24 protein-coding genes and 1 tRNA gene are annotated in these 24,143 nt (G+C 66.4%); 7 read left to right on the top strand and 18 right to left on the bottom strand.

All coding sequences use genetic code 11. The annotated features are described in order from the left end of the window. From PKE72_RS11160 to PKE72_RS11125, 8 genes are all read right to left on the bottom strand, one after another. The gene (locus tag PKE72_RS11160; protein WP_271165445.1) at positions 1-243 is read right to left on the bottom strand and encodes a hypothetical protein; all 243 of its coding nucleotides are present in this window, start codon (positions 241-243) and stop codon (positions 1-3) included. Beyond that, the gene (gene def / locus PKE72_RS11155) at positions 243-821 is read right to left on the bottom strand and encodes a peptide deformylase (protein WP_271165444.1); all 579 of its coding nucleotides are present in this window, start codon (positions 819-821) and stop codon (positions 243-245) included. Before def ends, PKE72_RS11160 begins: the two co-directional genes overlap by 1 nt. Positions 822-880: 59 nt before the next feature. Then, positions 881-1,150, bottom strand: coding sequence for a hypothetical protein (locus tag PKE72_RS11150; RefSeq protein WP_271165443.1), 270 nt, complete (start codon positions 1,148-1,150; stop codon positions 881-883). An 83-nt stretch (positions 1,151-1,233) separates the two neighbouring features. Continuing rightward, positions 1,234-1,635, bottom strand: coding sequence for an acyl-CoA thioesterase (locus PKE72_RS11145; RefSeq protein ID WP_271165442.1), 402 nt, complete (start codon positions 1,633-1,635; stop codon positions 1,234-1,236). 34 nt (positions 1,636-1,669) lie between these two features. Further along, positions 1,670-2,239: a hypothetical protein gene (locus PKE72_RS11140; protein WP_271165441.1), complete on the bottom strand. Its 570-nt coding sequence runs from the start codon at positions 2,237-2,239 to the stop codon at positions 1,670-1,672. 26 nt (positions 2,240-2,265) lie between these two features. After that, a complete protein-coding gene (locus PKE72_RS11135) occupies positions 2,266-3,438 on the bottom strand; it encodes a polysaccharide biosynthesis/export family protein (RefSeq protein ID WP_271165440.1) in 1,173 nt (390 codons plus the stop codon). Between the two features lie 30 nt (positions 3,439-3,468). After that, positions 3,469-4,752: a glycosyltransferase family 4 protein gene (locus PKE72_RS11130; protein WP_271165439.1), complete on the bottom strand. Its 1,284-nt coding sequence runs from the start codon at positions 4,750-4,752 to the stop codon at positions 3,469-3,471. Positions 4,753-4,762: 10 nt separating this feature from the next. Next, complete coding sequence (locus PKE72_RS11125; protein ID WP_271165438.1) at positions 4,763-5,755, bottom strand: KpsF/GutQ family sugar-phosphate isomerase; 993 nt, start codon at positions 5,753-5,755, stop codon at positions 4,763-4,765. Positions 5,756-5,926: 171 nt separating this feature from the next. Between PKE72_RS11125 and otsB the strand changes: the two genes are divergently transcribed. From otsB to PKE72_RS11110, 3 genes are read left to right on the top strand one after another with little or no spacing between them, the layout of a single operon-like run. Further along, positions 5,927-6,685 carry a trehalose-phosphatase gene (gene otsB / locus PKE72_RS11120; RefSeq protein WP_271165437.1) on the top strand — a complete coding sequence of 253 codons (759 nt, stop codon included), beginning with the start codon at positions 5,927-5,929 and terminating at the stop codon, positions 6,683-6,685. 3 nt (positions 6,686-6,688) lie between these two features. Next, the gene (locus PKE72_RS11115; RefSeq protein WP_271165436.1) at positions 6,689-8,473 is read left to right on the top strand and encodes a glycoside hydrolase family 15 protein; all 1,785 of its coding nucleotides are present in this window, start codon (positions 6,689-6,691) and stop codon (positions 8,471-8,473) included. 53 nt (positions 8,474-8,526) lie between these two features. After that, the gene (locus PKE72_RS11110; RefSeq protein ID WP_271165435.1) at positions 8,527-9,939 is read left to right on the top strand and encodes an alpha,alpha-trehalose-phosphate synthase (UDP-forming); all 1,413 of its coding nucleotides are present in this window, start codon (positions 8,527-8,529) and stop codon (positions 9,937-9,939) included. A gap of 1 nt (position 9,940) precedes the next feature. On the opposite strand, the gene PKE72_RS11105 is transcribed toward PKE72_RS11110, so the two are convergent. From PKE72_RS11105 to PKE72_RS11080, 6 genes are all read right to left on the bottom strand, one after another. Continuing rightward, positions 9,941-10,924: an esterase-like activity of phytase family protein gene (locus PKE72_RS11105; RefSeq protein WP_271165434.1), complete on the bottom strand. Its 984-nt coding sequence runs from the start codon at positions 10,922-10,924 to the stop codon at positions 9,941-9,943. Next, on the bottom strand, positions 10,921-12,804 hold the full coding sequence (gene cobT / locus PKE72_RS11100) for a cobaltochelatase subunit CobT (protein WP_271165433.1): 1,884 nt from the start codon (positions 12,802-12,804) through the stop codon (positions 10,921-10,923). Before cobT ends, PKE72_RS11105 begins: the two co-directional genes overlap by 4 nt. A gap of 41 nt (positions 12,805-12,845) precedes the next feature. After that, positions 12,846-14,093, bottom strand: coding sequence for a DUF418 domain-containing protein (locus PKE72_RS11095; protein WP_271165432.1), 1,248 nt, complete (start codon positions 14,091-14,093; stop codon positions 12,846-12,848). Positions 14,094-14,137: 44 nt separating this feature from the next. Continuing rightward, entirely contained in the window at positions 14,138-14,695 is a 558-nt protein-coding gene (locus PKE72_RS11090) for a phthalate transporter (RefSeq protein WP_271165431.1), read from the bottom strand. After that, on the bottom strand, positions 14,692-15,573 hold the full coding sequence (locus PKE72_RS11085; RefSeq protein ID WP_271165430.1) for a 3-hydroxybutyryl-CoA dehydrogenase: 882 nt from the start codon (positions 15,571-15,573) through the stop codon (positions 14,692-14,694). Before PKE72_RS11085 ends, PKE72_RS11090 begins: the two co-directional genes overlap by 4 nt. A gap of 105 nt (positions 15,574-15,678) precedes the next feature. Next, the gene (locus tag PKE72_RS11080) at positions 15,679-15,984 is read right to left on the bottom strand and encodes a YggT family protein (protein WP_271165429.1); all 306 of its coding nucleotides are present in this window, start codon (positions 15,982-15,984) and stop codon (positions 15,679-15,681) included. A gap of 166 nt (positions 15,985-16,150) precedes the next feature. Here PKE72_RS11080 and PKE72_RS11075 point away from each other — a divergent pair. Then, a tRNA-Ala gene (locus tag PKE72_RS11075) sits at positions 16,151-16,226 on the top strand. A gap of 10 nt (positions 16,227-16,236) precedes the next feature. On the opposite strand, the gene PKE72_RS11070 is transcribed toward PKE72_RS11075, so the two are convergent. Beyond that, complete coding sequence (locus PKE72_RS11070; RefSeq protein WP_271165428.1) at positions 16,237-16,620, bottom strand: hypothetical protein; 384 nt, start codon at positions 16,618-16,620, stop codon at positions 16,237-16,239. 138 nt (positions 16,621-16,758) lie between these two features. Here PKE72_RS11070 and PKE72_RS11065 point away from each other — a divergent pair, with 138 nt between their 5' ends. Then, the gene (locus PKE72_RS11065; protein WP_271165427.1) at positions 16,759-17,550 is read left to right on the top strand and encodes an SDR family oxidoreductase; all 792 of its coding nucleotides are present in this window, start codon (positions 16,759-16,761) and stop codon (positions 17,548-17,550) included. Here PKE72_RS11065 and PKE72_RS11060 read toward each other — a convergent pair. Next, complete coding sequence (locus PKE72_RS11060) at positions 17,547-18,605, bottom strand: DUF2332 domain-containing protein (protein ID WP_271165426.1); 1,059 nt, start codon at positions 18,603-18,605, stop codon at positions 17,547-17,549. The genes PKE72_RS11065 and PKE72_RS11060 overlap by 4 nt on opposite strands. A 514-nt stretch (positions 18,606-19,119) precedes the next feature. Here PKE72_RS11060 and PKE72_RS11055 point away from each other — a divergent pair. Beyond that, positions 19,120-20,682 (top strand): OprO/OprP family phosphate-selective porin, encoded by a 1,563-nt coding sequence (locus PKE72_RS11055; protein WP_271165425.1) that lies wholly within the window; start codon positions 19,120-19,122, stop codon positions 20,680-20,682. A gap of 217 nt (positions 20,683-20,899) precedes the next feature. Beyond that, entirely contained in the window at positions 20,900-22,618 is a 1,719-nt protein-coding gene (locus PKE72_RS11050; protein WP_271165424.1) for a methyl-accepting chemotaxis protein, read from the top strand. A 16-nt stretch (positions 22,619-22,634) separates the two neighbouring features. Here PKE72_RS11050 and PKE72_RS11045 read toward each other — a convergent pair whose 3' ends face one another. Both PKE72_RS11045 and PKE72_RS11040 read right to left on the bottom strand, forming a co-directional pair. Then, positions 22,635-23,297, bottom strand: coding sequence for an HAD-IA family hydrolase (locus PKE72_RS11045; protein WP_271165423.1), 663 nt, complete (start codon positions 23,295-23,297; stop codon positions 22,635-22,637). Between the two features lie 40 nt (positions 23,298-23,337). Next, complete coding sequence (locus tag PKE72_RS11040; RefSeq protein WP_271165422.1) at positions 23,338-24,126, bottom strand: tetratricopeptide repeat protein; 789 nt, start codon at positions 24,124-24,126, stop codon at positions 23,338-23,340. Between the last annotated feature and the right edge of the window lie 17 nt (positions 24,127-24,143).

Raw genomic sequence — 24,143 nt, 5'->3', positions numbered from 1 at the left:
TTACTGCCAGCGGGTGAAGACGCCGCCGCCCTCGTCCCATTCGCCGCCCGCGTCCAGGGCGTCGTCGAAATCGAGCAGCCGGTCCAGCAGCAGGCCCGCCACCACGCCCAGCACGGCGACGCCGGCCAGGGTGGCGACCCCGGCGACGCCGATCTTCTGACTGCGGGTCAGGCGACGGCGGCCTTGGGTGTCGATGACCAGGGACTGGCCGCGGCGGATGGGGCGAGTGGGGCGTCGAGTCATCAGGCGGCGATCCTGTCGCGGGCGGCCTTCTTGACCTTAGTCACGGCGCGATCCCGCTTCAGCCGCGACAGGTGGTCGATGAAGAGCACGCCGTTAAGGTGGTCCATCTCGTGCTGGATGCAGACGGCGTAGAGGCCCGAAGCCTCCTCCTCCACCGACTGACCGTCACGGTTCAGATAGCGAATGCGGACGCGGGCCGGGCGTTCCACCTTGTCGAAATACTCGGGGATCGACAGGCAGCCCTCTTCATAGGTGTAGAGCTCGTCCGAGGTCCACAGGATCTCCGGATTGGCGAAGAAGCGCGGGTTCTTGCGCGCCTCGGCGGCTTCCGGAGTGTCTTCCTCTTCGGTTTCGCAGACGGTTCCGTCGCGATCCCCCAGGTCCATGACGATGACCCGGTCCAGGGCGCCGATCTGTACGGCGGCCAGGCCGATGCCCGGCGCGGCGTACATGGTCTCCAGCATATCGTCCATCAGGGCGCGCACGGCGTCATCGACGCCCGCGACCGGCTTGGACACCTGTTTCAGAATCGCCAGGTCGGCGGGGATGTCGATGGTGAGGATGCGTCGGATGGCCATGGCCGGGACGTAGGCGCGCCCCGGCGCGAGGTCAAGATTTCCAGGCGTCGCACGCTGTTCTACAGCGGTGCAGCGGCCTGTAAAACGGCGCCGAAGAGGGTCCAAACGGTCCAGCCGACGGCGAGCGCGAGAACCAGTGCGCCGACGCCTATGGCTCGAAACCGGTTCGCGGCCAGAGCCGCGAAGCGTTCCGGCTCTTCCGCGCGCAACACCTTATGGCGTCGGTGGCCGCGCGTGTAGATGACCCCCGACGCTCGCGCCTTAAGCCACGGAACGGCCTCCCGCAGAACCAGAAAGAGACCCGCGATATAGGCGGCGATGACGATCATGCTGTTCCCCCAAACGGCCTGAGCATTTGTCGGCCCGGCTGCGCTGCTGTCAACCGGACGGCGCCATACCTTGAGGGGACCGCCTATTCCTTGCCGGGCAGGGGGCGGGGTTTGCGGTTCTCGTCGATGGCCACATAGGTGAAGACGCCCTGGGTCACGCGCACCGAAGTGGCCAGGGGCTGGCCGCGCGACCGTTTCCAGGCCTCGACGTGGATGCGGATCGAGGTGCGGCCGGTGCCGATCACCTCGGCGTAGATGCTGACCTCGTCGCCGACGGCGACCGGCTGGTGGAACACCATGCCGTCCAGGGCGACGGTGGCGCAACGCCCCTGGGCCAGTTCGAAGGCCGGTGTTGCGCCAGCCACGTCCATCTGGGCCAGCAGCCAGCCGCCGAAGATGTCGCCTTCGGGATTGGTGTCGGCCGGCATGGCGATGATGCGGCCCACGGGTGGGGTTTCGGGCGGATATTCGGGCGCGTCGGACATGGGCAAGCTCTGGCGTTCGGGGAAGGCGGCGTTCCTAGCGCGGCTTCACCCCTTTGTCGCGCTTGGCGCGCGGCTTCTTGGGCGAGGAAGGCGGCGTTAAGGTCAGGCGCGACGCCTTTACGGCCTTGGAGTCTCTGAGCGCCCGCCAAGCTCCGCCCAGCTCCATGGCGACGATTAGATGGTCCTCGGTCAGACGGCCGCGCCGCGCCGCTCGAAGATCGGCAATATCGTTCAGCAAGCGCGAGGCGGCTTGCAGATCGGGGCGATCGGACCTTGCACCCAAGTCCTGCAGCCGCGCGAAACGCCAGCCCATTTCCGCTGGATGCTCCAACGTCAGGGCAAAGCGCGCCTCGGGCGGCAGCGTGGCGGCGATGAAGGTCCAGGCGTCCGTGTCGGGCGGCTTGCGATAATGCCCTGGGTCGGTCGGCAGTCCGGCGCGGGCATAGACTTCCAGGGCCCCCGCCTCGATCTCGGCGAGGGCGATGTCCAGAGGGTCTGGGGCGCCCGGCTCGGTATCAGAAGGACGATCAAAGGGGGATGTCGCCGCGCTATGGATGTCTGTCCTTTGCGACCGACCGGAGTCGGGCCCGGTCAGTCGCGACATTAGGATCTGCCAGCGCGTCCGCACCCTCAGTCGGTGTTGAGAGAGCTGGTCACTGACACGTCATAGACGACGCGGGTAAGGCTCTGGACAACCTCGAAGAACTTACGGGCCTCGGCAGCGCCGGCCAGGGGTACATAGATCACGTCTTCCGGCATGATCTGCATATTGGTGGCGGCGAAGACGTTGGCGGCCTCGTTGAAGTCGAGTTGATAGACCACCGGCACACCCTTCGGCGTAGCCGGCTGGGTGATGCCTAGGGCCTCGGCGACTTCAGGCCGCTCGAAGCGGAAGACCATGACGCGACGGGCGTTGGCGGTGTTGGTGTTCAGTCCGCCGACCTTGGACATGGCGCCGGTCAGGGTCATCGGCCCGGCGGGCATGTCGACCTGGGTCACGGCGTTAAGGGCGCCGAAGGTCGAGAAGCGACGGGGCTTGTACTGGACATTGATCACGTCGCCGCGTTGCAGGCGGACGTTCTCGCCGAACTCGGTCGTCACGGCCGTCATCGGCGCCGTATAGGTCTGGCCGCCGCGCTGGATGCTGATGGTCAGGTCGTCGGTTTCACGCGCCGAGCCGCCTGCGGCCGCGATCACGTCGAGGATGCGGTCGCTGTTGACCCCCAGGGGGGCGCGACCGGGTCGGCGCACGTCGCCGAAGACATTGACTGTATTGGAAGCGTTGTCGGCGATGCCGACAAGAACCTGGGGATTGGCGACCTTGCCGACCAGGGCCCGGCGAACCGCCGCCGCCGCCTGGGGCGGCGTCAGGCCCTCGACGCGCACCTGGCCGGCGAAGGGCACGGCGACCGATCCGCTGCGGTCGACCGTGACGCCGGGAAGGGCCTGCGAGCCGCCCGACAGGGTCGCTTGGGTGCGATTGGCGTTGGAGCCCCCGCCGAGCGTCCCGCCGAACAGGGCGCCGGACGGATCGTAGATCGAAATGGTCAAAGTGTCGCCGACGCCGATGACATCGGCGGGTTGTTCGCTCGACGCCGCAGCCAGGGTGCCGAAGAACTGGGGCGGGACCGCCTTCATCCGCTCGGTCACCTCATAGGTCAGGGGCACCAGGGCGTAGCTGCCCTGGGTCTGGGCGGTGGTGGCTCCCGCGTTGATCGAAGCCCCTGAGGGCCCATCGCGCGGCAGCGTAGAGCAGCCGCCCAGAATGGCGACGATGGCGAGGGGCAGGATGGTGCGAGTCATGAAGCGGGTCGGCCCTTGTTCGCGGATTGATTACAAGCCTTTGGAGACTCCCGCCAGAGGGGAGCGCGGCTTAAGGCCTATGGCGTCGGCGACAATCTCGAAGTGCGCGGGCCAGGAGGGTGCGGGACGGGCCGCCGGAACGGTCGGCGGGCTCAGGGCCGCGCGCTCTATCGCCGCCAGCCACCCTAGTCCATCCAGTGGATCGATCAGCTCCGCTTCAGGCGTCAGTTCGCGGTGGGGCGGGATGTCTGAGGCGATCAGCGCCAGCCCCATGGCGCGGGCCTCGACCGCAGGCAGGTCGAACCCTTCGACGGAAGATGGGGCCAGGACTGCCCGCGCGCCGCGCATCAGCCGCGCCAGCAGGACATCGGACAGATTAGAGGCCTGGTGCACCACGCCCCGCAGGTTCGGCGACCGTTCCAAATGATCCAGCACCGCCTCGTTCTCCCAGCCGTACCGGCCGACGAGAACCAGCGATGGGGTCTGGTCGCCGAGTCGTTCCTCCAGCCGTCTCCACAAGGTCAGCAGAAGCGCCAGATTCTTGCGCGCCTCTATGGTGCCGACATGGACGAAATAGGGTCGCGGGGCCGCGAAAGCTTCGCCGACGCCGAAGGCGGGCTCCAAGCCGAGATGGGCGACGTGAACCGGCGGCTGGGGCAGACCTTCGCGCGAGGCGAAGGCGCGCAGCTCGTGCTCGGTATAGGCCGAGTTGACGATCACCCGGCTGGCGTGGCGGAGGGTGTTGGCCACGCGGGCGTGATGTTTGTCCCCGTCGCCGGGCCGGCAGAACTCCGGGTGGGTGACAGGAATCAGGTCGTGGATCAGAACGACGCGCTCGACGCCAGCCGCCTCCAGTTCCTTCAGCGCCGAGGGATCGTGCAGAGTGGTGTGGCCCACATTCAGATACAGGTCCGCCGCCGGCAGGGCGGCGCCATGGCGTGACCGAAAGAACTGCTTCAGCACCCGCCCCTTGTCAGCAGGCTTTTCCGCAATCGGACCGGGCGGCGGGCTGACAACGGACGTCTCGGGCCGGACGGCGGCGGCCAGAGCGCCCAGCAGCCGCGCTTCGTGCGCCAGATCGCCTTGGGCGTCGTTCGCGCCGTTCCATCTGCTCCGCAGGTCGGCGACGAAGTTGCGGAACCAGCTGGCCTTTACGGCCACCAACCGATTCCTGCGACCGCGTACCGGTATGGTGACGACGTCTGACCGGGACAGCAGCCATTCGGCATAGGCTAGACAGACCCGGTCCACACCGGTCGGGGCGGAACGGTCGGCCCGGCTCATCAACCGGCTGGCGTCGTAGAGGATGCGCATCTTCGGACCTTCAGGCGACGTAGCCGGCCTGCATCAGTTCCGCGATATGGACGATGGCGGTCGGTCGGCCTTCCTCGACCACGAACAGATTGGCGATCTTGTTGGCGGTCAGAAGATCGACGACGTCGCTCATCCGCGCTTCCGGCTCGACCGTGATCGGATTGGCGCCCATGATATCGGCGGCGGTCAGATTGGTGATGTCGCGCTGGAAGGCGCGACGTAAATCGCCGTCGGTGACGATTCCAGCGAGGGATCCATCCGCCTGAAGGACCGCGACCGCCCCCTTGCGACCCTCGGTGATGGCTGAGACGACTTCGCTGAAGCTGGCGTTCAGCGGCACGCTGGCGGGGGCGGCGGCGTTGTCGCCCATCCATTCGCGCACGCTCTGCAGGCTCATGCCCAGCGCCCCGCCGGGGTGGTGCAGGCCGAAATCCATGGCGCTGAAGGCCCGGCGGTCCATCAGAACCATGGCCAGAGCGTCGCCCAGGGCCAGGGTCATTAGAGTCGAGGTGGTCGGCGCCAGGCCATTGGGGCAGGCCTCGGCCACTTTGGGCATTGTCAGGCAGACGGCGGCGTTACGACCCAGGAAACTGGCCGGGCGCTGGGTTATGGCGATGACAGGGATGCCGTTGCGTTGGCAATAGATCAGCGGATCGCGCAGTTCGCGGCTCTCGCCCGAGTTGGAAATGGCCAGCACGGTGACGTCGGGCCGCAGCATGCCCAGGTCGCCATGGCTCATCTCGGCGGGATGGACAAAGAAGGCGCTGGTGCCGGTGGAGGCCAGAGTGGCGGCGATCTTGCCGCCGATATGGCCCGACTTGCCCATGCCGGTCACGATCACATAGCCCGGCCGGCTCATGATCACATCGACCGCGCGCGCCATGGAAACGTCGATGGACCGCTCCAGCGCCTCAAGCGCCTCGACGTTCAGCCGTATCACCTCGCGGGCGCGTTCGTTCATCACGGCGATGTCTTCGGGAGACGAATGGATGATCTCAGGCATGGTCTGACGGGCCCGTCTCCGGGCTCTCCTTGGTTCGAGCCGCGCGATTTGCCCCATCCCAAGGCCGCGCGCAACACGACCTTTCAGACGACTTTGTCGCTTTCGGGTCAACCTTTGCCGCACTGGTGCGTTGTCGGACGCTGGGGAAGTCAAGAAAGAGTCCGAACTCACATGCCGTCTCACGCCGGAGCCGCCGCGCTTCTGTTACCCACGCCCCCTGTCCTTGCAGACGGGGTGGCCCTGTTCCTGGATATGGACGGGGTTCTCGCCCCCATGGCGCCGACCCCCGACGGCGTGGGCCCCCTCTCGCGCCGCACGGCGGTGCTGAAGGCTGTCGAAGCTCGTCTGAGCGGTCGCGTCGCCATCGTCAGCGGGCGCACCATCGTCGAGATCGATCGGATTTCGGGCTCGGCCCTGACCTCGGCGTCCGGCGTGCACGGGCTTGAGCGCCGGCTCAAGGATGGTTCGATCCAACGAGAGGCGGCCGACGCCGGCGTGGCTGCGGCTTTGACGGCGTTCGAGGCCTTCGCGGCCGACCGGCCGGGCGTGATTGTTGAGGACAAGGGCGTGTCCGCCGGTCTGCACTATCGTCAGGCGCCGGATCAAACAGCGGCGGCGGTGGCGCTGGCGCAGCGCCTTCAGGCCGAGACTGGCCTGAGCCTTCAACCTGGTCACATGGTGCTGGAACTGAAGACGCCCGGCGCCGACAAGGGCACGGCCGTGACCGCCTTCATGCAGGACGAGCCGTTCCACGGGGCGATCCCCGTCATGCTGGGCGACGATCTGACCGACGAACATGGGTTCGAGGCGGCGGCCGCCCTGGGCGGCTATGGCGTGCTGGTCGGACCAGAGCGCGAGACAGCCGCGCGCTACCGGCTGGATGACGTGGACGCCGTCCTGTCCTGGCTTGAAGCCGTGGCGAAGGCCTGACCGATGAAACCCAATCTTGACCTCTTCCCCATCGGCAACTGCGCCATCAGCGCCCTGATCGACCGTCAGGGCCGGTTCGTCTGGGCCTGCGCCCCACGTGTGGACGGCGATCCGGTTTTTTCGGCCCTGATGAACGGCGAAGCGCCGGATCATGGCTATTGGGCCGTCGAACTGGAGGGGCTGAAACACGTCAGTCAGGCCTATATTCGCAATACGCCGGTGCTGCGGACCGTTCTGACGGCCGACGACGGGGCGGCGGTCGAGATCATCGATTTCGCACCCAGGCATCCAAAACATTCGCGCACCTACCGACCGTTGGCCTTCGGGCGGATCGTGCGCCCTCTGGAAGGAACGCCGCGCATCCGTATCCGGCTGCGCCCGTCTGCAGATTGGGGCGCTCAGCCGGCGCCCTATACCTCAGGGTCGAACCATATCCGCTTCATGTGTCCGGACGTCACCTTCCGTCTGACGACGGATTGTCCAGTGTCCCACGTGCTGGAAGAGCGGACCTTCCGGCTGGAGCGGCCGCACGCCTTCTTCCTCGGCCCGGACGAGGGCTATGACCAGGATGTCGGTCCGGGCGTCCAGGCGGCCTTGGACCGCACCGTCGCCTATTGGCAGGACTGGGTGCGCAAACTGTATCTGCCGCTCGATTACCAGGAGGCGGTGATCCGGGCGGCCATCACCCTGAAGCTCTGCGCCTATGAGGAGACGGGAGCCATCGTCGCCGCCATGACCACCTCGGTGCCCGAGTTCAAGGAGAGCGGGCGCAACTGGGATTATCGCTACTGCTGGATCCGCGACGCCTATTACACCGTGCGGGCGCTGAACCGTTTGGGCGCGGTCGATATCCTGGAGAACTATCTGGGCTATCTGCGCAATCTGGTCGATGACGCCGCCGGCGGCCATGTCCAGCCCGTCTATGGCGTGGGGCTGGAGCCGGGGATCGGCGAGAGCATCGTCGATACGGTCGAGGGCTATCGCGGCATGAAGCCGGTGCGGATCGGCAATCAGGCGCACGAACATCTGCAGCATGACGTGTACGGACAGATCGTGCTTCCGCTGGTCCAGGCCTTCTATGATCAGCGGCTGCTGCGGCGTGGCACCATCGCGGATTTCCACGCCCTGGAGAAGGTCGGTGAACGCGCCTTCGCCATGCACGACCAGACCGACGCGGGTCTGTGGGAGTTCCGCACCATCGCGCGGGTTCACACCTATTCATCGGTCATGTGCTGGGCGGCGTGCGACCGGTTGGCCAAGGCGGCGGATCACCTGGGTCTGACCGGCCGGGGCCAGGTCTGGCGCGAGCGGGCGACGATCATCCGCGAACGGGTCGAGGCCGAGACCTTCCTGCCGGACGAGGGCCGTTTCGCGGCCAGTTTCGGCGGTCGTGAACTGGACGCCTCGCTGCTGCAACTGACGGATCTGGGCTTCCTCGACGCCCACGACCCGCGTCAGGTCGCGACCTTCGACGCCATCGAGCGCGATCTGAAGAAGGGACCCTTCCTGTTCCGCTATGTCGAGCCCGACGATTTCGGCGAACCGGAGACCGCCTTCAACTTCTGCACCTTCTGGTTCATCGAGGCCCTGCACCAGAACGGTCGGGTCGAGGAGGCGCGGGCCATCTTCGAGGAGATGCTGGCCCGGCGCACCCAGGCCGGCCTGTTGAGCGAAGACATCTCGGTCGAGGACGGCGAGCTGTGGGGCAACTACCCCCAGACCTATTCCCTGGTCGGCATCATCAATTGCGCCGTGATGTTGAGCCGTTCCTGGACCGACGTGCGTTGATACGCCGAACACCTGTCTGACCCCGGGGCTGGGGTCGCTGTCGAAGTGAAGTCATGAGTCGCCTGATCGTCGTATCCAACCGGGTTTCCGCCCCTTCCGACCCTGCCGCAGGCTCCGCCGGCGGTCTGGCCATGGCCTTGTCCGCCGCGCTGCGGAAATACGACGGCCTGTGGTTCGGCTGGTCGGGCGAGACGGTCGAGACCTTCACTGGCGAGATGAAGGTGGAGGATCGGGCTGGCGTCACCGTCGGTCTGGTCGATCTGGAGCCGCAGGACGTCGACGAATATTACAACGGCTATGCCAACAAGACCCTGTGGCCCCTGTTCCACCATCGCATCGACCTGGCCCAGTATGAACGCTCCTACGGCGAGGGCTATGAGCGGGTGAACCGAAGGTTCGCCGAGGTTCTGGCCCCGGTGATCGAGCCGGACGACATCATCTGGATCCACGACTATCACATGATCCCGATGGCGCGGGATCTGCGCCGCCTGGGGGTCAGGAACCGGATCGGCTTCTTCCTGCACACGCCCTGGCCGGCGCGTCAGTTGCTGGTCACTCTGCCGCATCACCGGCGGCTGGTGGAGTCGATGTTCGACTTCGACCTGATCGGATTCCATACGCAAGAGTGGTGTGACCTGTTCACAGACTATGTGGTCAGCGAGGCTCAGGGCGAGCTGTTCGGCCACGGCGGGCTGGAGTGTTTCGGGCGGCGGGTCCAGACCGGCGTCTTCCCCATCGGCATCGACGTGGACGGCTTCCTGGCGGCGCGGAATTCGACACTGGGGGCGCGCACTTACGACCGAATGGCGGCCTCATCGGCTTTCCGGGCCATGATCGTGGGCGTGGACCGGTTGGATTATTCCAAAGGGCTGGAAGAACGGCTTCTGGGCTACGAGCAGTTCCTGCACGACAACGCCTCGATGCGGGGCGAGGTCTTCCTGCTGCAGGTGACGCCGATCTCGCGCGACGACGTGGATTCCTATCAGGACCTGCGGGCGCGGCTGGACTCGCTGGCGGGTCGGGTAAATGGGGCCTTCGGCGACATGGACTGGCAGCCGATCCGCTATCTGAACCGGACCTATCGCCGGGATCAACTGGCCGGCATCTATCGGGCTGCCAGGGTCGGGCTGGTGACGCCGTTGCGCGACGGCATGAACCTTGTGGCCAAGGAATATGTCGCCTCTCAGAACCCGGATGATCCCGGTGTGCTGATCCTGTCGCGCTTTGCGGGGGCCGCCGAACAGATGGGCGAGGCCCTGTTGGTCAATCCCTACAGCCGCGAGGAACTGTCGGACGCCATCCAGAAGGCCCTGACCATGCCCCTGTCCGAGCGAATCCGGAAGTGGGAGGCCCTGATGCAGGTGGTGCGCGACACCGATGTCGGCATCTGGCGCGACGCCTTCGTCAAGGCCCTGCTGGCGGTCGAGGGCGAACCGGAAACCGCCCAATGGGCGGGCGCGGCCTGATCTATCGGACGTCGAAGGCCAGCAGCAGGGTGCGCTGGGCCGGGTTGGCGTTGTCGTCGGACAGCAGATAGAGCCGCGTCCCCTGGCCCCGCCGCTCGGCCGCGACACCCTCGAAGTTGTCGGTCGTGCCGGGCAGTTTCAGCTCGACCAGGATCGGACCCGGCGTCCCGTCGGGCGTCAGTCGGCGAACACGTCCGCGCATGTCGAACGGGGGCGTATAGCGGCGCTCGACCATGAACCACCCGTCGCCGGAAGGATCGCGGTCCAGGCCGGTTGAGCGATAGTCGCTGTCCTTCGGCGCCTCGGCCGGCGGCGAGACCACGACGCGGCAGCGGTCCGGCGTGCAATCCCACACGCCGCCGCCTTCGCCCAAGGCGCGCCAGCCCTCTGCGCCTTGACGGGGCAGGGCCGCAGCAAGTCCCTCCATGCCTTCGTTGTCGGGGAAGGCGACGTCCGGCGACGACACAGCCGTCGGTGTGCGCAGGTCCGACAGCGGGCCATAGTTCCAGATGCGATGGCGGCGCTCGAAACTGATCAGCAGATCGCCCGATCGAGTCAGGGCCAAACCCTCGGCGTCCCCGTCGATCTTGTCGGCGATCGGCTGACCATTCTCCAGCGTCAAGCGGCGGGACGCCAGGTGATCGACACCGACAAGCCGGCCCTGAGGATCGAGCCGCAGGACGCCGCGCACCAAATCCCCGGCGTCGGACACGGCCACGAAACCGCCGTCGCCAGTCAATTTCAGGTCGGAAAGCCCGTGCAGGGGCGAGCCCAGGCCAGCGACGATCTCCACTCCTCCCGCAAAACTGACCCCCGGAGCCAGGACGGCGCCCGGCAGGCCCAGACCGACGGTCTTCAGCTCGGCCGGCGCGAAGGTCCAGCCGTCGTTGTCGGACAGACTAGGTTGAGGCGGGCCGAGCGTGGCGGCGCAGGCCGTCAGCGCCAGGGCGGCCCAGGCGACGGCGAGACGGCGCAAGCGGGTCATGCGGCCAGCTTCTTGCGCACCCGGCGGGTCGGGACGCCGGCGCTTTCGGCTTCGAACAGCTCCGCCAGTTTCTCCGTCATTGCGCCGGCCAGCTGTTCGACATCGACGATGGTCAGGGCCTTGCGGTACCAGCGGGTCACGTCATGGCCGATGCCGATGGCCAAAAGCTCGACCGGCGACCGGTCCTCGATCTCGGCGATCACCTGGCGCAGGTGTTTGTCCAGATAGAGGGCGGCGTTGGCCGACTGGGTGGAGTCGTCGACCGGCGACCCGTCCGAGATCACCATCAGGATGCGGCGCTGCTCGGTCCGGGCCAGCAGGCGATTGTGCGCCCATTGCAGGGCTTCGCCGTCGATGTTTTCCTTCAGCAGGCCTTCGCGCATCATCAGGCCCAGGTTCTTCTTGGCCCGGCGCCAGGGGGCGTCGGCGGCCTTGTAGATGATGTGGCGCAGGTCGTTCAGGCGGCCGGGATTGGCGGGCTTTCCGGCGGTGATCCAGGCTTCGCGGCTCTGTCCGCCCTTCCAGGCGCGGGTGGTGAAGCCCAGGATCTCGACCTTGACCCCGCAGCGCTCCAGGGTCCGCGCCAGGATGTCGGCGCAGACCGCCGCCACCATGATCGGCCGCCCGCGCATCGAGCCGGAATTGTCCAGCAACAGGGTCACGACCGTATCGCGGAACGGGCTTTCGCTCTCGGCCTTGAACGACAGGGGCGCGGTGGGGTCGGTGACGATCCGGGTCAGGCGCGCCGTGTCCAGCATCCCCTCTTCCAGATCGAACATCCAGGAGCGGTTCTGCTGCGCCAGCAGGCGGCGTTGCAGCTTGTTGGCCAGACGAGAGACCACGCTCGACAGAATGGTCAGTTGCTGGTCCAGCAGGTTCCGCAGCCGCTCCAGCTCCATCGGGTCGCACAGGTCGGCGGCGTCCACCACCTCGTCATAGGCGGTGGTGAAGACGCGGTAGAAGTCGACCGCCCGCCCGTCGTCGGCGGTCTGCTGGCGATTGGGCTGCTGGCCCTCGTTCAACTCAGGTCCGTCTTCTGCGCCGTCGCCGTCGGGATCGGCGGGCGCGCCCTCGGGGCGGCTTTCGCGCTCCTGTTCCGACGACTGATCGTCGGCGTCGCCCTCCATGGACTGGGAGCCCTCGCCGCCCTGCTCGTCCTCCTCCTCGTCGGGTTCGTCGCTGGCGTCGGGTTCCTGGGGATCCGGCTCCTCATCGCCGGGATCTTCGGACGTGTCCTCGCCGCGTCCGTCGCCGGGGTCCAGGTCCAGGGCCCGCAGCACGTCGCGCATCTTCTCGGCGAAGCCCGCCTGGTCTCCGGCGGTCGCGGCCAGGGCGTCCAGCTTGTCTCCGGCCTTGGCCTCGATGCCGGCGCGGACCAGGTCCAGCATGGACCTGGCGCCGTCGGGCGACGCGCGGCCGGTCAGCCGCTCGCGGACCAGAAGGGCCACGGCCTCGGACACCGGCACCCGGTCCGCCTCGGCGATGCGCAGGGCGCCGGTCTTTTCCAGCCGCGTGATCAGGGCGGCGCCCAGATTGTCGCGCACCCCGGCCAGATATTCGGAGCCCACGGCCTCGACCCGCGCCTGTTCGACCGCGTCGAACACCTCGGCCGCCTTGCTGTCGAGCGGCCGCATGCGGGCGTTGACGGCGGCGTCGTGATTGGCCAGGCGCAGGGCCAGCCGGTCGGCCTGACCTCGCAGCGAGGCGCTCTCGGGGCCGGATGGATCGCGCGGCGGATGCGGCAGGGTCAGGACCCCGCCGACCAGTTTGGGCCCGTCCGACCCGAACACCACCTCCAGCTCGGGCTGCTCGGCCAGGGCGCGGGCGGCATGGCCGAGCGCGCGTTTGAAGGTTTCGGCGGGAGTATCCGGGGCGGCCATGGCCCCCAGTTAATCCCTTCGCGCCTGCGATAAAAGCGCGATCAGGCCTCTTTTCGGATCGGCACGACGCGACCGTAGGTCAGACAGCGCCAGACCCACTCCAGCGGCCCCATGCTGAACCGCGCCAGCCACAGTGGCGACCAGATCAGCTGCAGCGCCCAAACGGCGGCTACCAGGCCCCACATGCCGACATAATCGACCTGACCGAACAGGCGCGGCCCCCACGGCATGTAGAAGACGGTGGTCATGATCAGGGTCTGGGATAGGTAGTTGGTGAAGGCCATCTGGCCCACGGGCCTCAGGGGCGCCAGCCAGGAAGGGCCTTTTCTGGCGACCAGCACGATCAAGCTGACATAGGCCAGGGTGACGAAAATCGGGAAGGAGGCGACGACCTCCGCCAAACCTCGTGTCGGGTGAGCGCCCTTCGGCGCCATGATCTCGGTCCATTCCAGCACGCCCAGCAGGGCCAGGACGGCGGCGCCCACAGCGAGCACGGCCAGATAAACCCAGGTCGGCGCCCGCCCGCTGAGAAAGCCCGCCTTGAACAGACCCAGACCCGTCATCATCAGGGCCACGGTCGAAAAGACGAACATCGTCAGGCTGGCGCCCTGAAGAAACGCCCACGACATCAGATTCTGGCCCATGGCGCCCGCCCAACCGCTGCGATAGGCGGCGATGGCGGCCTGCACGGCTTCAAGCGTATCCTGCGGCTGGCCTTGCTTCATCGCCTCGACCACCTCGGGCGGCCCGGCGACCATCAGCCAGGCCAGCCCCGCCTGCATGGCCCCCAGGAACAAGGTCACCCCGAGACCGACCCCGATCAGCACGCCGGCGGGCATTGATCGCATCAGCATCACGAACAGGCCTGACCAGGCGTAGAGTAGCAGGACGTCGCCGTACCAGAAGGCCAGCCCGTGGATCAGGGCGATGACCGCCAGCCAGAACAGTCGGCGACGCAGCAGCCGGCCCCGGGCCTCGTCATCGCGGTCGCCTCCGACGAGGAAGATCGAGGCGCCGAACAGCATCGAGAACAGGGTGATGAATTTCTGATGGAAGAAGACGTCCACGGACCAGCGCGCGACGGCGTTGGCCCCGGTCACCGGAAATGGGCTCAGGTCCGCGTTGCTATAGACCATGAAGGGCAGGCCGAACGACACGACATTGACCGCGAGAATGCCCAGAACGGCCAGGCCCCGCATGATGTCCAGCGTGACGATCCGCGCTTCCGACTTGACGGGCGCCAGGGCCTCGCTCTGGTTCGGCGTTGTTTCGCTCGCTTGTCTTTCCATTGACATAGGATCCCCCAATCCCTGTAGTCAGGCCTCAGCGTCGCTTAAACTTTCGGCATCAGGCCCAGTCTGTCCTTCACGGCCGGTTTGGCCTCGAAGGCGATGAAGGCGGCGCAAAGCCCCGCCCAGAGCGCATAGCTGACCCCCACCACCATGGCGATCGGAAGCCCGCCGACACCGAAGATCAGCAAGGTCGTCTCTGTGGCGCCCAGGGCCTGCATGACGTCGCCGGCCTCGAACCAGCCGAACATCGTCATCCCCAGGACCCAGACCACCTGAACCGCCGCCGCGGCCAGGCCGCCGAACAGCATGAAGCGCCACACGACGCCCAGGCGCGAACCCGGTCGGCCACTGCGGCGGCGTTCCTCGATGATGCGCCACAGGGCGAGGGGCACCACGACAAGGCCGATCAGCAGCACCAGCAGCCGCCAGTCCAGATCCCGTCCCACGCCGACGGCCTTGGGCGGCCAGAAGGGCAGGGTCAGCAACAGCGGCGGCCAGGCGGCGCCGGCTAACGACGCCAGGATCGGATACAGGGGCGCGGGCCGCGAATGGATCGTCGCCTGGCCCGGCAGGTCGGCATAGGTCTCGAACCGGCTCATCGCGTCGGCGCCGGCGTCTCGCCGGAATAGTCGTAGAAGCCGCGCCCGCTCTTGCGGCCCAGCCAGCCGGCCTCGACATATTTCACCAGCAGGGGGCAGGGGCGGTATTTGCTGTCGGCCAACCCGTCGTACAGCACGTTCATGATGGCCAGAACCACGTCCAGCCCCATGAAGTCCGCCAGTTCCAGCGGCCCCATCGGGTGATTGGCGCCCAGCCGCAGCGCCTTGTCGATGGAGGCGACGTTGCCGACGCCTTCATACAGGGCGAAGATCGCCTCGTTCATCATCGGCACCAGGATGCGGTTGACGATGAAGGCCGGGAAGTCCTCGGCGTCCGTCGTCGTCTTGCCCAGGCTTTCGGCGAAGGCGACGGCGGCCGAATGGGTCTCGGCCGAGGTGGCGATGCCGCGCACGATCTCGACCAGTTTCATCACCGGCGCCGGCTTCATGAAGTGCAGGCCGATGAACCGGTCGGGCCGGTCCGAGGCCGAGGCCAGCCGGGTGATCGAAATGGACGAAGTGTTTGAGGCCAGCAGGGTCTGCGGTCCCAGGTGCGGCGCGACCTGGGCATAGACGGCCTTCTTGACCGCCTCGTCTTCCAGAGCCGCCTCGATCACCAGGTCGGCGCCGGTCACGGCGTCGGCGATGACCTCGGTCACGGAGATCCGCGCCAGGGCGGCGTCGGCCTCGCCCTGGCCGACCAGGCCGCGCCCGACATGGCGCGACAGACTGGCGGCGATCTCGCCCTGGGCCAGCGGCAACCGGGCGGCGGTCACGTCATAGAGTCGGACCGAATAGCCGCCCAGGGCCACGGCGTGGGCTATGCCTGCGCCCATCTGTCCGGCGCCCAGGACGGCGACTGTGGTGATCGTGCTCATGAACCGTGGTCAATAATGGTCGGGGCCGGCACCTTTAGGAAGCTGGCGGCGCGGCGCAAGGGTGGAATCGTCCCCGCCCGTCGGAATCCCCGCCGCCGTGGCGCCTCAGCCCAGCATGCCGATCAGGATCGGGGCGGCGGAGGCGTTGAACAGGATGCGGACGAACTGCAGCAACAGCAGCACGACGATCGGCGAAATATCGATCCCGCCCAGGGTCGGAATGATCCGACGGAACGGCTCCAGGATCGGCGCGGTGATCCGGTCCAGGAAGTCGGCGATCTGGCTCACGAACCGGTTGCGGTGGTTGATCACGTCGAAGGCGAACAGCCAACTCAGGATCGCCTGGATGATGATGAACCAGACCATCAGGCCGATGATGGTGTTCACAAGCCAGACCAGGGCGGTGCCCATATGTATTCTCCTGCAAGGCGCGAGCTCCGGCTTCTAGCCGTAGCCGACCCATCCCACAATCTTCCGTGCGAACCTGCTTCGATTGCGCGCACAAGTCCGTTGACACCACGCCCGCCCGCCTTCTATGTCCCGGCCTCGCCTGGAGGCCCGATCCAGCACTGGAAACGGGGCCGTAGCTCAGTTGGTAGAGCGCGTCGTTCGCAATGACGAGGTCAGGGGTTCGACTCCCCTCGGCTCCACCAGGCGTTCCATCTAGGACGGTTTCAACACCGCATACCCCCGCTCGACCATGCGCCGCAGGGCCTCATAGGCTTCGGCGAGTTCGTCGAAGGCGGTTCGGGCGGCGGTCAGGCGGGCGACCTGGTCCGGGGTGACGGGCGAACCTGAATGGGCCAGGCGCAGGGCCTCAGCGGCCCATTTGGCGCGGGCGCCCGCAGTTAGAACGGCCAGCTTCTGCAAGGAGGCGGCGTCCAGTCCGGTAAGGGTGTGGCCGATCAATTCCTTGTTGGCGATATAGGCGGCGTAATCGATCTGCTCCAGCTGGCCGCGCAGGCGGCGCTGCTCGTGCGGATCGGTGTCCTGCGGTTCGAAATGGTCGCTGTGGCGACGCACGCTCGAGGTCATCTTGGTCGACATGGGCCGGCCCTCCACGGCCGATCCAGACAGCTGCTGACGGCCACATGAGAAGGATGGTGCGCCGCGTCGGTTAACGTCGCGTTGCGCTGACGCTGCGGAAACCCGATATCCGCAGCTCGATCGAAGCAAGGAGCCGACATGGACCTGAAACTCGCCCGCAAACGCGCCCTGATCTGCGGCGGTTCGTCCGGTTTGGGTCGCGCCGTGGCGACAGCCCTGGTGGCGGAAGGCGTCCATGTGGCCCTGTTGTCGCGGGATGCGGTGAAGCTTCAGGCCGTGGCCGACGAGTTGAACGCCGCAGGACCCGGCCGGGCGGTCGTGGTCACGGCGGACCTAGCCGACCACGAGGCGCTGCTGAAGGCCGTCGATCTGGCGGAGGAACTGCTGGGCGGACATGTCGAGATCCTGCTGAACAACACCGGCGGGCCGCCGCCGTCGGGCGTGTCGGGCCTAGAGCCCTCGGTTTGGCGCGATCATTTCGAATCCATGGTCCTGTCGGTCTTCCGCCTGACCGATCGGGTGCTGCCGCGGATGCGGGCGGCCGGCTGGGGCCGGATTCTGAATGTCGCCTCGATCACCGTGGTCGAGCCGTCAGCGGCTCTGGGGGTTTCAAACACCCTGCGGGCGTCGGTGGCCGCCTGGGCCAAGACCCTGGCCAACGAGGTCGGACCGGACGGGGTGACGGTCAACACCCTTCTGCCCGGCCGGATCGACACGCCCCGCATCGAACGCCTTGATCAGGCGGCGGCCGAACGCACCGGCGTCACGCCGCAGGAGGCCAGGGCCGAATCCGTCAAATCCATCCCCGTCGGGCGGATCGGGACGACTGAGGAGTTCGGCGCCACCGCCGCCTTCCTGGCCAGCCCGCTCGCCGCCTATGTCACCGGATCCTTGATCCGGCTGGATGGCGGGGCGATCAAGGCGATCTAAGGGGCGAGCGAGCCCGTGTCGCCGTCCAGCCACTCTACCGCGTCGCCGTAGGGATGGCATTTCGCCAGAACCCTCGTCTCGCCGTTAGGCCAAGTCGTCAGACGTAACTCGACTTCGCTGCGGTCGGGCGTCCATTCAAAGCTGATCCAGACCAGTGGGCCGTCCGGCGTCGCCCGGCTGCCGGCCGCATCCAGTATGGCCGTGAGGTCGGCGCGATGACGTTGGTCGAGATACTGCAGGAACATTGTGTGGACCACAGCCCGGCAATGGCCTGCCCGCTGCGGCTCTGCCAAACGCTGCGCCAGCCACGCGGGCGCGTCTCCCAAATCGACGCGTGGCGGATGGACCCGCGCGATCTCAAGCGCCTTTTCCAGGCGATCCATTCGGGCGGGTTGGTCGGCCCAGGCGAAGGCCAGAAGGCGCTCGCGGTCCTGTGGGTCTGACGCGTCAAGAGGGTGCAGATCCACGCCGCGCGCCGTGGCGATCGAGACGGGAACCATAGGCGGAGGCGCGCCCCGCCATCTGGGCTCGATCCTCACGGTGGAGACGCGATCCCCCGCCTCAGTGCCGCCCAGGCGATAGGCGTAGTGCGCGAGGTTGAGGTTCAGACCGCAACTCGATCCCAATTCCAGCAGTTCGAACGGCATGCCCCATTGGCGCGCTGACGCCATCAGGGCGGCCATTGTCGCGCCTGCGCGCGCCACCTCGTTGGTCTGGGTCGGGTGCCGAAGCCAGTCGGCGATGAACTGGTCTTGTTCCGACAACGCGGCGGCGATGGCGCCGTCGAAGTCGTCGTGTTCTCCACGGTAAAGCTGCGCGAGCCGCTTGGGGGTTCCTCGCCGTGCAAGGGCGTGGAGCGCGCCGTTGACCCGCAGGGCGAGGGCGGCTGCCGCTGGGTCGCCTGGCCAGTTGCAAATCATGGCGGCGCTGACCGGCGCGCGCGGCAACTGGGCGACGACGGACTCTAGGACGGAGGCGATAAAGGTCGAGCCCATAGCGCGGCATCTGTCGGCCGTGAGTAGAAAATCCTGCGTGCCGTCAGTCTTAAGGCTCATCTTTTCAAGTTTTTTGGGGCTCTGAACTTCAGGCAAGGGCTGATATGTCTGCTGCCGTTGCACGGTTTTCATTTATATTTGCCCGTACAGGTCTGAAGGTAATCAGTATTGATGATTATAGGCCTCAATATGCATGGCGATGATATAAATTTCGCATTCATATTAAGGAGCGCCTAGATCGGGCTGAAATCTAATCAACAATGACTAAATTCAAATGCAACGCTAAACATTTTCAGAAGGTTAAATGCTGAAGTCCCAATAAAATTGATGCGAACGTGTAGGGGAAGCTACGCATTGGCGATTAGCGTTAAGTTAACTTCAAAATCAATAAATGAAGCCGGGGCTGGTTAGGGGTTAGGGGTTTTTACGTATGTATTTGTACTAGTGTTGTTTGGGCTAATTCTTCGTTCGCGCCGAGAGGGGTGGGCGCTTTAGGCGTAAACAATATGATATTGGATGTGATTGTTGCAATATATCACATCCAAATGGCGCAAAAACATAAGTAAATTGAGCCGTGAGCTCCAAATATTTGTGTACTCAAATATTAATACGGGTCGTCGGGAAAATCAGGGAACATCATGAAATGAAAAATACGCTTCTTGCTGGTACGGCTTTAGTGGCTGTTCTGTTCGCCAGCCCTGGTTTCGCACAGACGGAATCTGTTGATCAGGCAGATCTTGCCGCTCTGGTTCGCGCACAGGCTGGGGAAATCGCCGCGCTTCGCGCCCGGCTCGATGCGATCGAAGCCGCCAAGCCCGTCGGAACTGCCGCCCCCTCACCTTCGGCTGCGGTTCGGACGCCTGGCGTTTCGCGCCGCGCAAGCACAGACGGTGACAGCGCCTCAGAACTTTTCGCGACCAACATCGTGCAGCCTGGTCTGGCGGAACAGACCGCTGACCAAGCCCGTGCCGAGGCCAACAACACCGCCGGCGTGACGACGGAATGGAAAGGCGGACTGCCAGCCTTCTATTCGCCGGACGGCAAATACCGGTTCAAGATGCGCGGCCGCATCATTGCTCACACCAGTTCGACCTTCGGGTCGGACTATGATGCGCGCAACATCACGACGACCGGAATGCGCGCGCTGCGGATCGGGATCGAGGGTTCTGCGGGGCCGAATTTCTTCTACCAGTTCGAAAACGACTTTGCCGACAACGTGTCTGACGTGGGCACAGCCTTCGTCGGTTGGCGCGACAAGGTCGGCGACATTTCCTACGATGTTCGCTTCGGCAACATGTTCAACGACCGCAGCTTCGAGGGTTCGAGCGGCTCTGATGCGCCCCCCTTCCTGGAGCGCAACGTCGTCGCGACCTCCATCATTCCGCAGCGCGGCTTCTACGGCATTTCGTTGATGCCTCGCGTGTTCTGGAAGAGCGGCCACGCCTCTCTGACCCTCAGTGGCGACTATATCGATAATCGCCAGGTGGTTTCCGACAGCCAGACGCTGATGGGACGGATCCACTGGAACCCGGTCAAGACCGAGCGCACCACCCTTCACCTCGGGGCCTGGGGCTTCGATGAGCAGCTGGCCGAGGGCGCCGGGTCTCTGACGCGCAACACGGTGATCGGCGGCCGCTTCAACGGGGCCCTGCGCGTTTCGAGCGGAACCTTGACCGGCGGCACGGGAACGCGGGGCTATGGCGTAGAAGCCGGCGGCTATGCTGGACCTTTCTGGGTCATGGGCGAGGCGGGCAAACGTAATGCCGAACTGGATGCTGGGCGGCCCGACTTCGTCAGCGAAGCCTGGAGCCTGTCGAGCGGGTACTTCCTCACCGGCGAACTGCCGCCGTACAACGCTCACCTCGGCACCTTCGCGCAGCCACGCGTTCTGCGGCCGGTCCTGGACGGCGGTCCCGGCGCGATCGAGTTGCTGGCTCGCTACGAGAACATCGACTACTCCGGCGTTCCGACGGCGGGCGAGGGTTGGGCGGCGACTGCCGGGGTCAACTGGTACCTCGACAACGTCATTCGCCTCCAGTTCAACCTGATCCACTGGAACGCCGAGAATCGTTCGGGCGCCTATCCGACCGAGGATAGCGGTCAAACGGTGAGCGCCGGCGTCGGGGTCACCTTCTAATAGAACATCCCGCCCTCATCTCGGCCACCGGCCAGGATGAGGGCGGTGCTTAGTGCGTATGTTTCCGCTTTGAAAAAAGAGCGAATTATTAAGCCATTCGGCGCAAGAATAATGTCCGAATGTGTTTCTTGTGGAGCTGGTAATGATCAATGCAATGAACATTCCGCGTAAGCTGAGTTTTTCATTTGTAGCGATCTGCGTCTCGGCGGCCGTTATAATGATGATTTTCTTCGCCACGATAGTGGCGATCAGGTCGTCTACTGAGAGCAACAACCTCGCACAGTCCATCCACTCCAAGAGCCTGGCGCTGGAGACCGCAATCCTCCGTCAAAACAGCCAGTTTCGTGGTTTCCTCGTCACCGGCGATGAGACCTACCTCAAATCCTATTTCGAAGGCCGCGACGAATACGACAGTGTTTCGGCTGAATTGAAGACCACGCTCACCGACCCCGCGCTGCTGGAAGAGCTTGAAAAGTCGCGCGTCGCCACGCTTGCCTGGCGCAAGGACTGGGGCGATCGGCTGATCGGCGAGGTCCGTGAAGGGCGGCGAGAAGAGGCGCAACAGGCTGTCCGGGACGCCGGAAAGAAGGTTCTGGTCAGTGCGGCTGTCTTACCGCTACGCGAAATTCGCGACGAGCAGGTCCGGCGGATTGAAGATAATGGCGCGCGCCAAGAAGCCGCGATCATCACCGCAATGGCCGCCTTGGTCATCGGCGGTCTGGCGCTCATCGGGATCGCCGTCGGTCTGTCGGTGATGTTGAGCCGTATGATCGCGCGGCCCATCACCACCTTGACTGCGGCCATGGCTCAGCTCGCGCGCGGAAACAATGACATCGCCGTGGACGCGGATCGCGCCGACGAGGTGGGCGATATGGCGCGCGCCGTTCTGGTGTTCCGCGACACGGCCCTGGCCAAGGCTGAAGCGGACCAGGCGAAAGCCGTGGCCGACCGCGCCAAGGCGGAGGCCGACGAGGCCCGCGCCGGTGCCGACGCGGCCGCGCGAGAAGTCGTGCAGAACCTTTCGACCGCCCTGGAACAGCTGGCGCAGGGCGATCTGACGTCGCCGATCCAGAAGCGCTTCCCGGCGGACTACGAGAAGCTTCGCAGCGACTACAACACGGCGCTCAAGAGCTTGAAGGACCTGATCGCCGACATTTCCAGCGGCGTGGCCAGCCTGGGCGAAGGCGCCCATGACGTCAGCGCCGCCGCCGACCAGATGGCCCAGCGCACCGAACAACAGGCCGCCAGCCTGGAACAGACCGCCGCCGCCTTGAACGAGATCACGGTCACGGTTCGCGCGACGTCCGCCGGCGCCGGAAAGATCAAACAGGCCGTCGATTCCGCCCATACGGATGTCGAGCGCAGCGGCCAGACCATGACGGAAGCCGTGACGGCCATGGGCCTGATCGAAGCCTCGTCGCGCGAGATGGAGCTGATCATCGGCACCATCGACGAGATCGCCTTCCAGACCAATCTGCTGGCGCTCAACGCCGGTGTTGAGGCTGCGCGGGCGGGCGAGTCCGGTCGCGGCTTCGCCGTCGTCGCCCAGGAAGTGCGCGCCCTGGCCCAAAGGTCGGCGGACGCCGCCAAACAGATCAAGGGCCTGATCTCCAGCTCAAACGAGCAGGTCTCGCTGGGCGCACGCCTCGTCAACCAGACGGGCGCGGCCCTGGGCAAGGTGGTCGATCAGGTTCGCGAGATCTCGGGTCTGGTGTCGGAGATCGCCAGCGCCACCGTCGAACAGGCCAGCGGCCTGGACGAGGTCAACACCGCCGTGACCCAGATGGACCGCTTCACCCAGCAGAACGCCGCCATGGTCGAAGAGAGCACGGCCGCCAGCCACTCGATCCGCGCCGAGACCGACCGGCTCAGGAGCAAGGTGTCCGTGTTCAAGGCTGTGCCCGACGACGAGTCCTACATCTCGGCGGCGGCCTAACCTCCGCTCAGTCGGCCTAGGCGGCGAATCTCAGCCGACCGTCGTCCTCGATCGCCAACCGCGCCTGGGCGTAGTCGGCCAGACGCGGGTGCGGCGTCTCCAGCGGGTGGGTCCAGGCGGCGGTGACGACCACGACGTCGGCGCCGGCCGCCTCGCCGGCCTTGATGCCGGCCTCGGCGTCCTCGAACACCAGACAGTCGGCGACGTCGAAGCCCAGGGTCTGGGCCGCCAGCCGATATCCGGCCGGGTCCGGCTTGCCGCGTTCGACCTGTTCGGCGGTGATCATGAGGGCGGGCGGCGTCACGCCCGCAGCGGCGAGGCGCGCGCGGGCCAGGGGTACGGTGGCGGATGTGACCACGGCCCAACGGTCGGGCGGAAGCCGCCGGACGAAGTCGATGGCGCCGGGAATCGGGGCCACCCCGTCCACATCCTCGATCTCGCCACGCTCGACCCACGCCACCTCGGCCGCCAGGTCGATGTCCGGCAGGTTCTGGCGGCGGATGGTGTCGGCGGCGCGGACGCCGTGGATGGTGGGGATGAAGGTCGCGACGTCCAGGCCGTGACGCTGGGCCCAGCGGGTCCAGACGCGTTCGGCGGCGGCGGTCGAGGTGATCAGGGTGCCGTCCATGTCGAACAGGAAGGCCTGATAGGTCTTGGGGGCGCGGGGGGAGGAAGCCATGCGCCTATCCAGCACGGGGGGCGACCCGGCGCAAACCCCGTCAGCCGCCCTGCAGCGACCCCCAGGTGCGCGCGGTCTCGGAGGGAGCCGCTCCCGCCGTTCCGCGCGTCCGCAGCCATTCGAGGTTCCGCTCCGCCTGTTCCGGCGGCAGTTCGCGGCGCAGGATCTGTTCGGCCTCGCCCATCTTGCCTTGCAGCCCCAGGCTCATGGCCAGGGTCTGGCGCACCTTGGCCGAGGCGGTCGGCTGGGCCGCGGCGCGGCGCAGCAGGGCTTCGGCGCCGGGGGCGTCGCCCCGCGTCAGGGCGGCGGTCGCGGCATTGGTCAGGACGTCGGGATTGTCGGGCGACAGGGCCAGGGCCTGGCTCCAGGCGGCCTGGGCGTCGTCGAAGCGTCGAACCTGCTCATAGGCCACGCCCAGCAGCGAGTAGGCCCGCCAGTCGCGCGGCGCCTGGTCGCGCGCCTTCTCTAACGGCGCGACGCCATAGAAGGCCTGGCCGCGCGCGATATGGGCGCGGCCCAGCTCCAACAGGGCGTCCAGATTGGCGGGCTGGACGGTCAGGGTCGCCTGGGCGGCCTCGGCCGCCTGGTCGTAGCGGCCCAGTTCACGCAGGGCCTGAGCCAGTTTGACCCCGGCGACGGGGTCGGACGGATTGGCCTGCTGCTCGCTGGCCCAGAAGACCGAGCGCGACAGGGCGTCCATCCGCTCATAGGCGGCGCGGGCCTCGGGCGAAGCGGGGGCGCGCGCGGGGGCCGGATCGGCCGCCAGGGACGGTCCCGCAGACAGGCCCAGCAGGGCGGCGGTTGCGAGAAGGGCGGGCATGGGCGACATGGGTGGAGTCCTGACGG

It is taken from the genome of Brevundimonas intermedia (genome assembly GCF_027922165.1).
Classification (GTDB): Bacteria; Pseudomonadota; Alphaproteobacteria; order Caulobacterales; family Caulobacteraceae; genus Brevundimonas; species Brevundimonas intermedia.
Note: the sequence above shows the minus strand (reverse complement) of the source record. Positions and strands in the feature narration are given on the sequence as shown.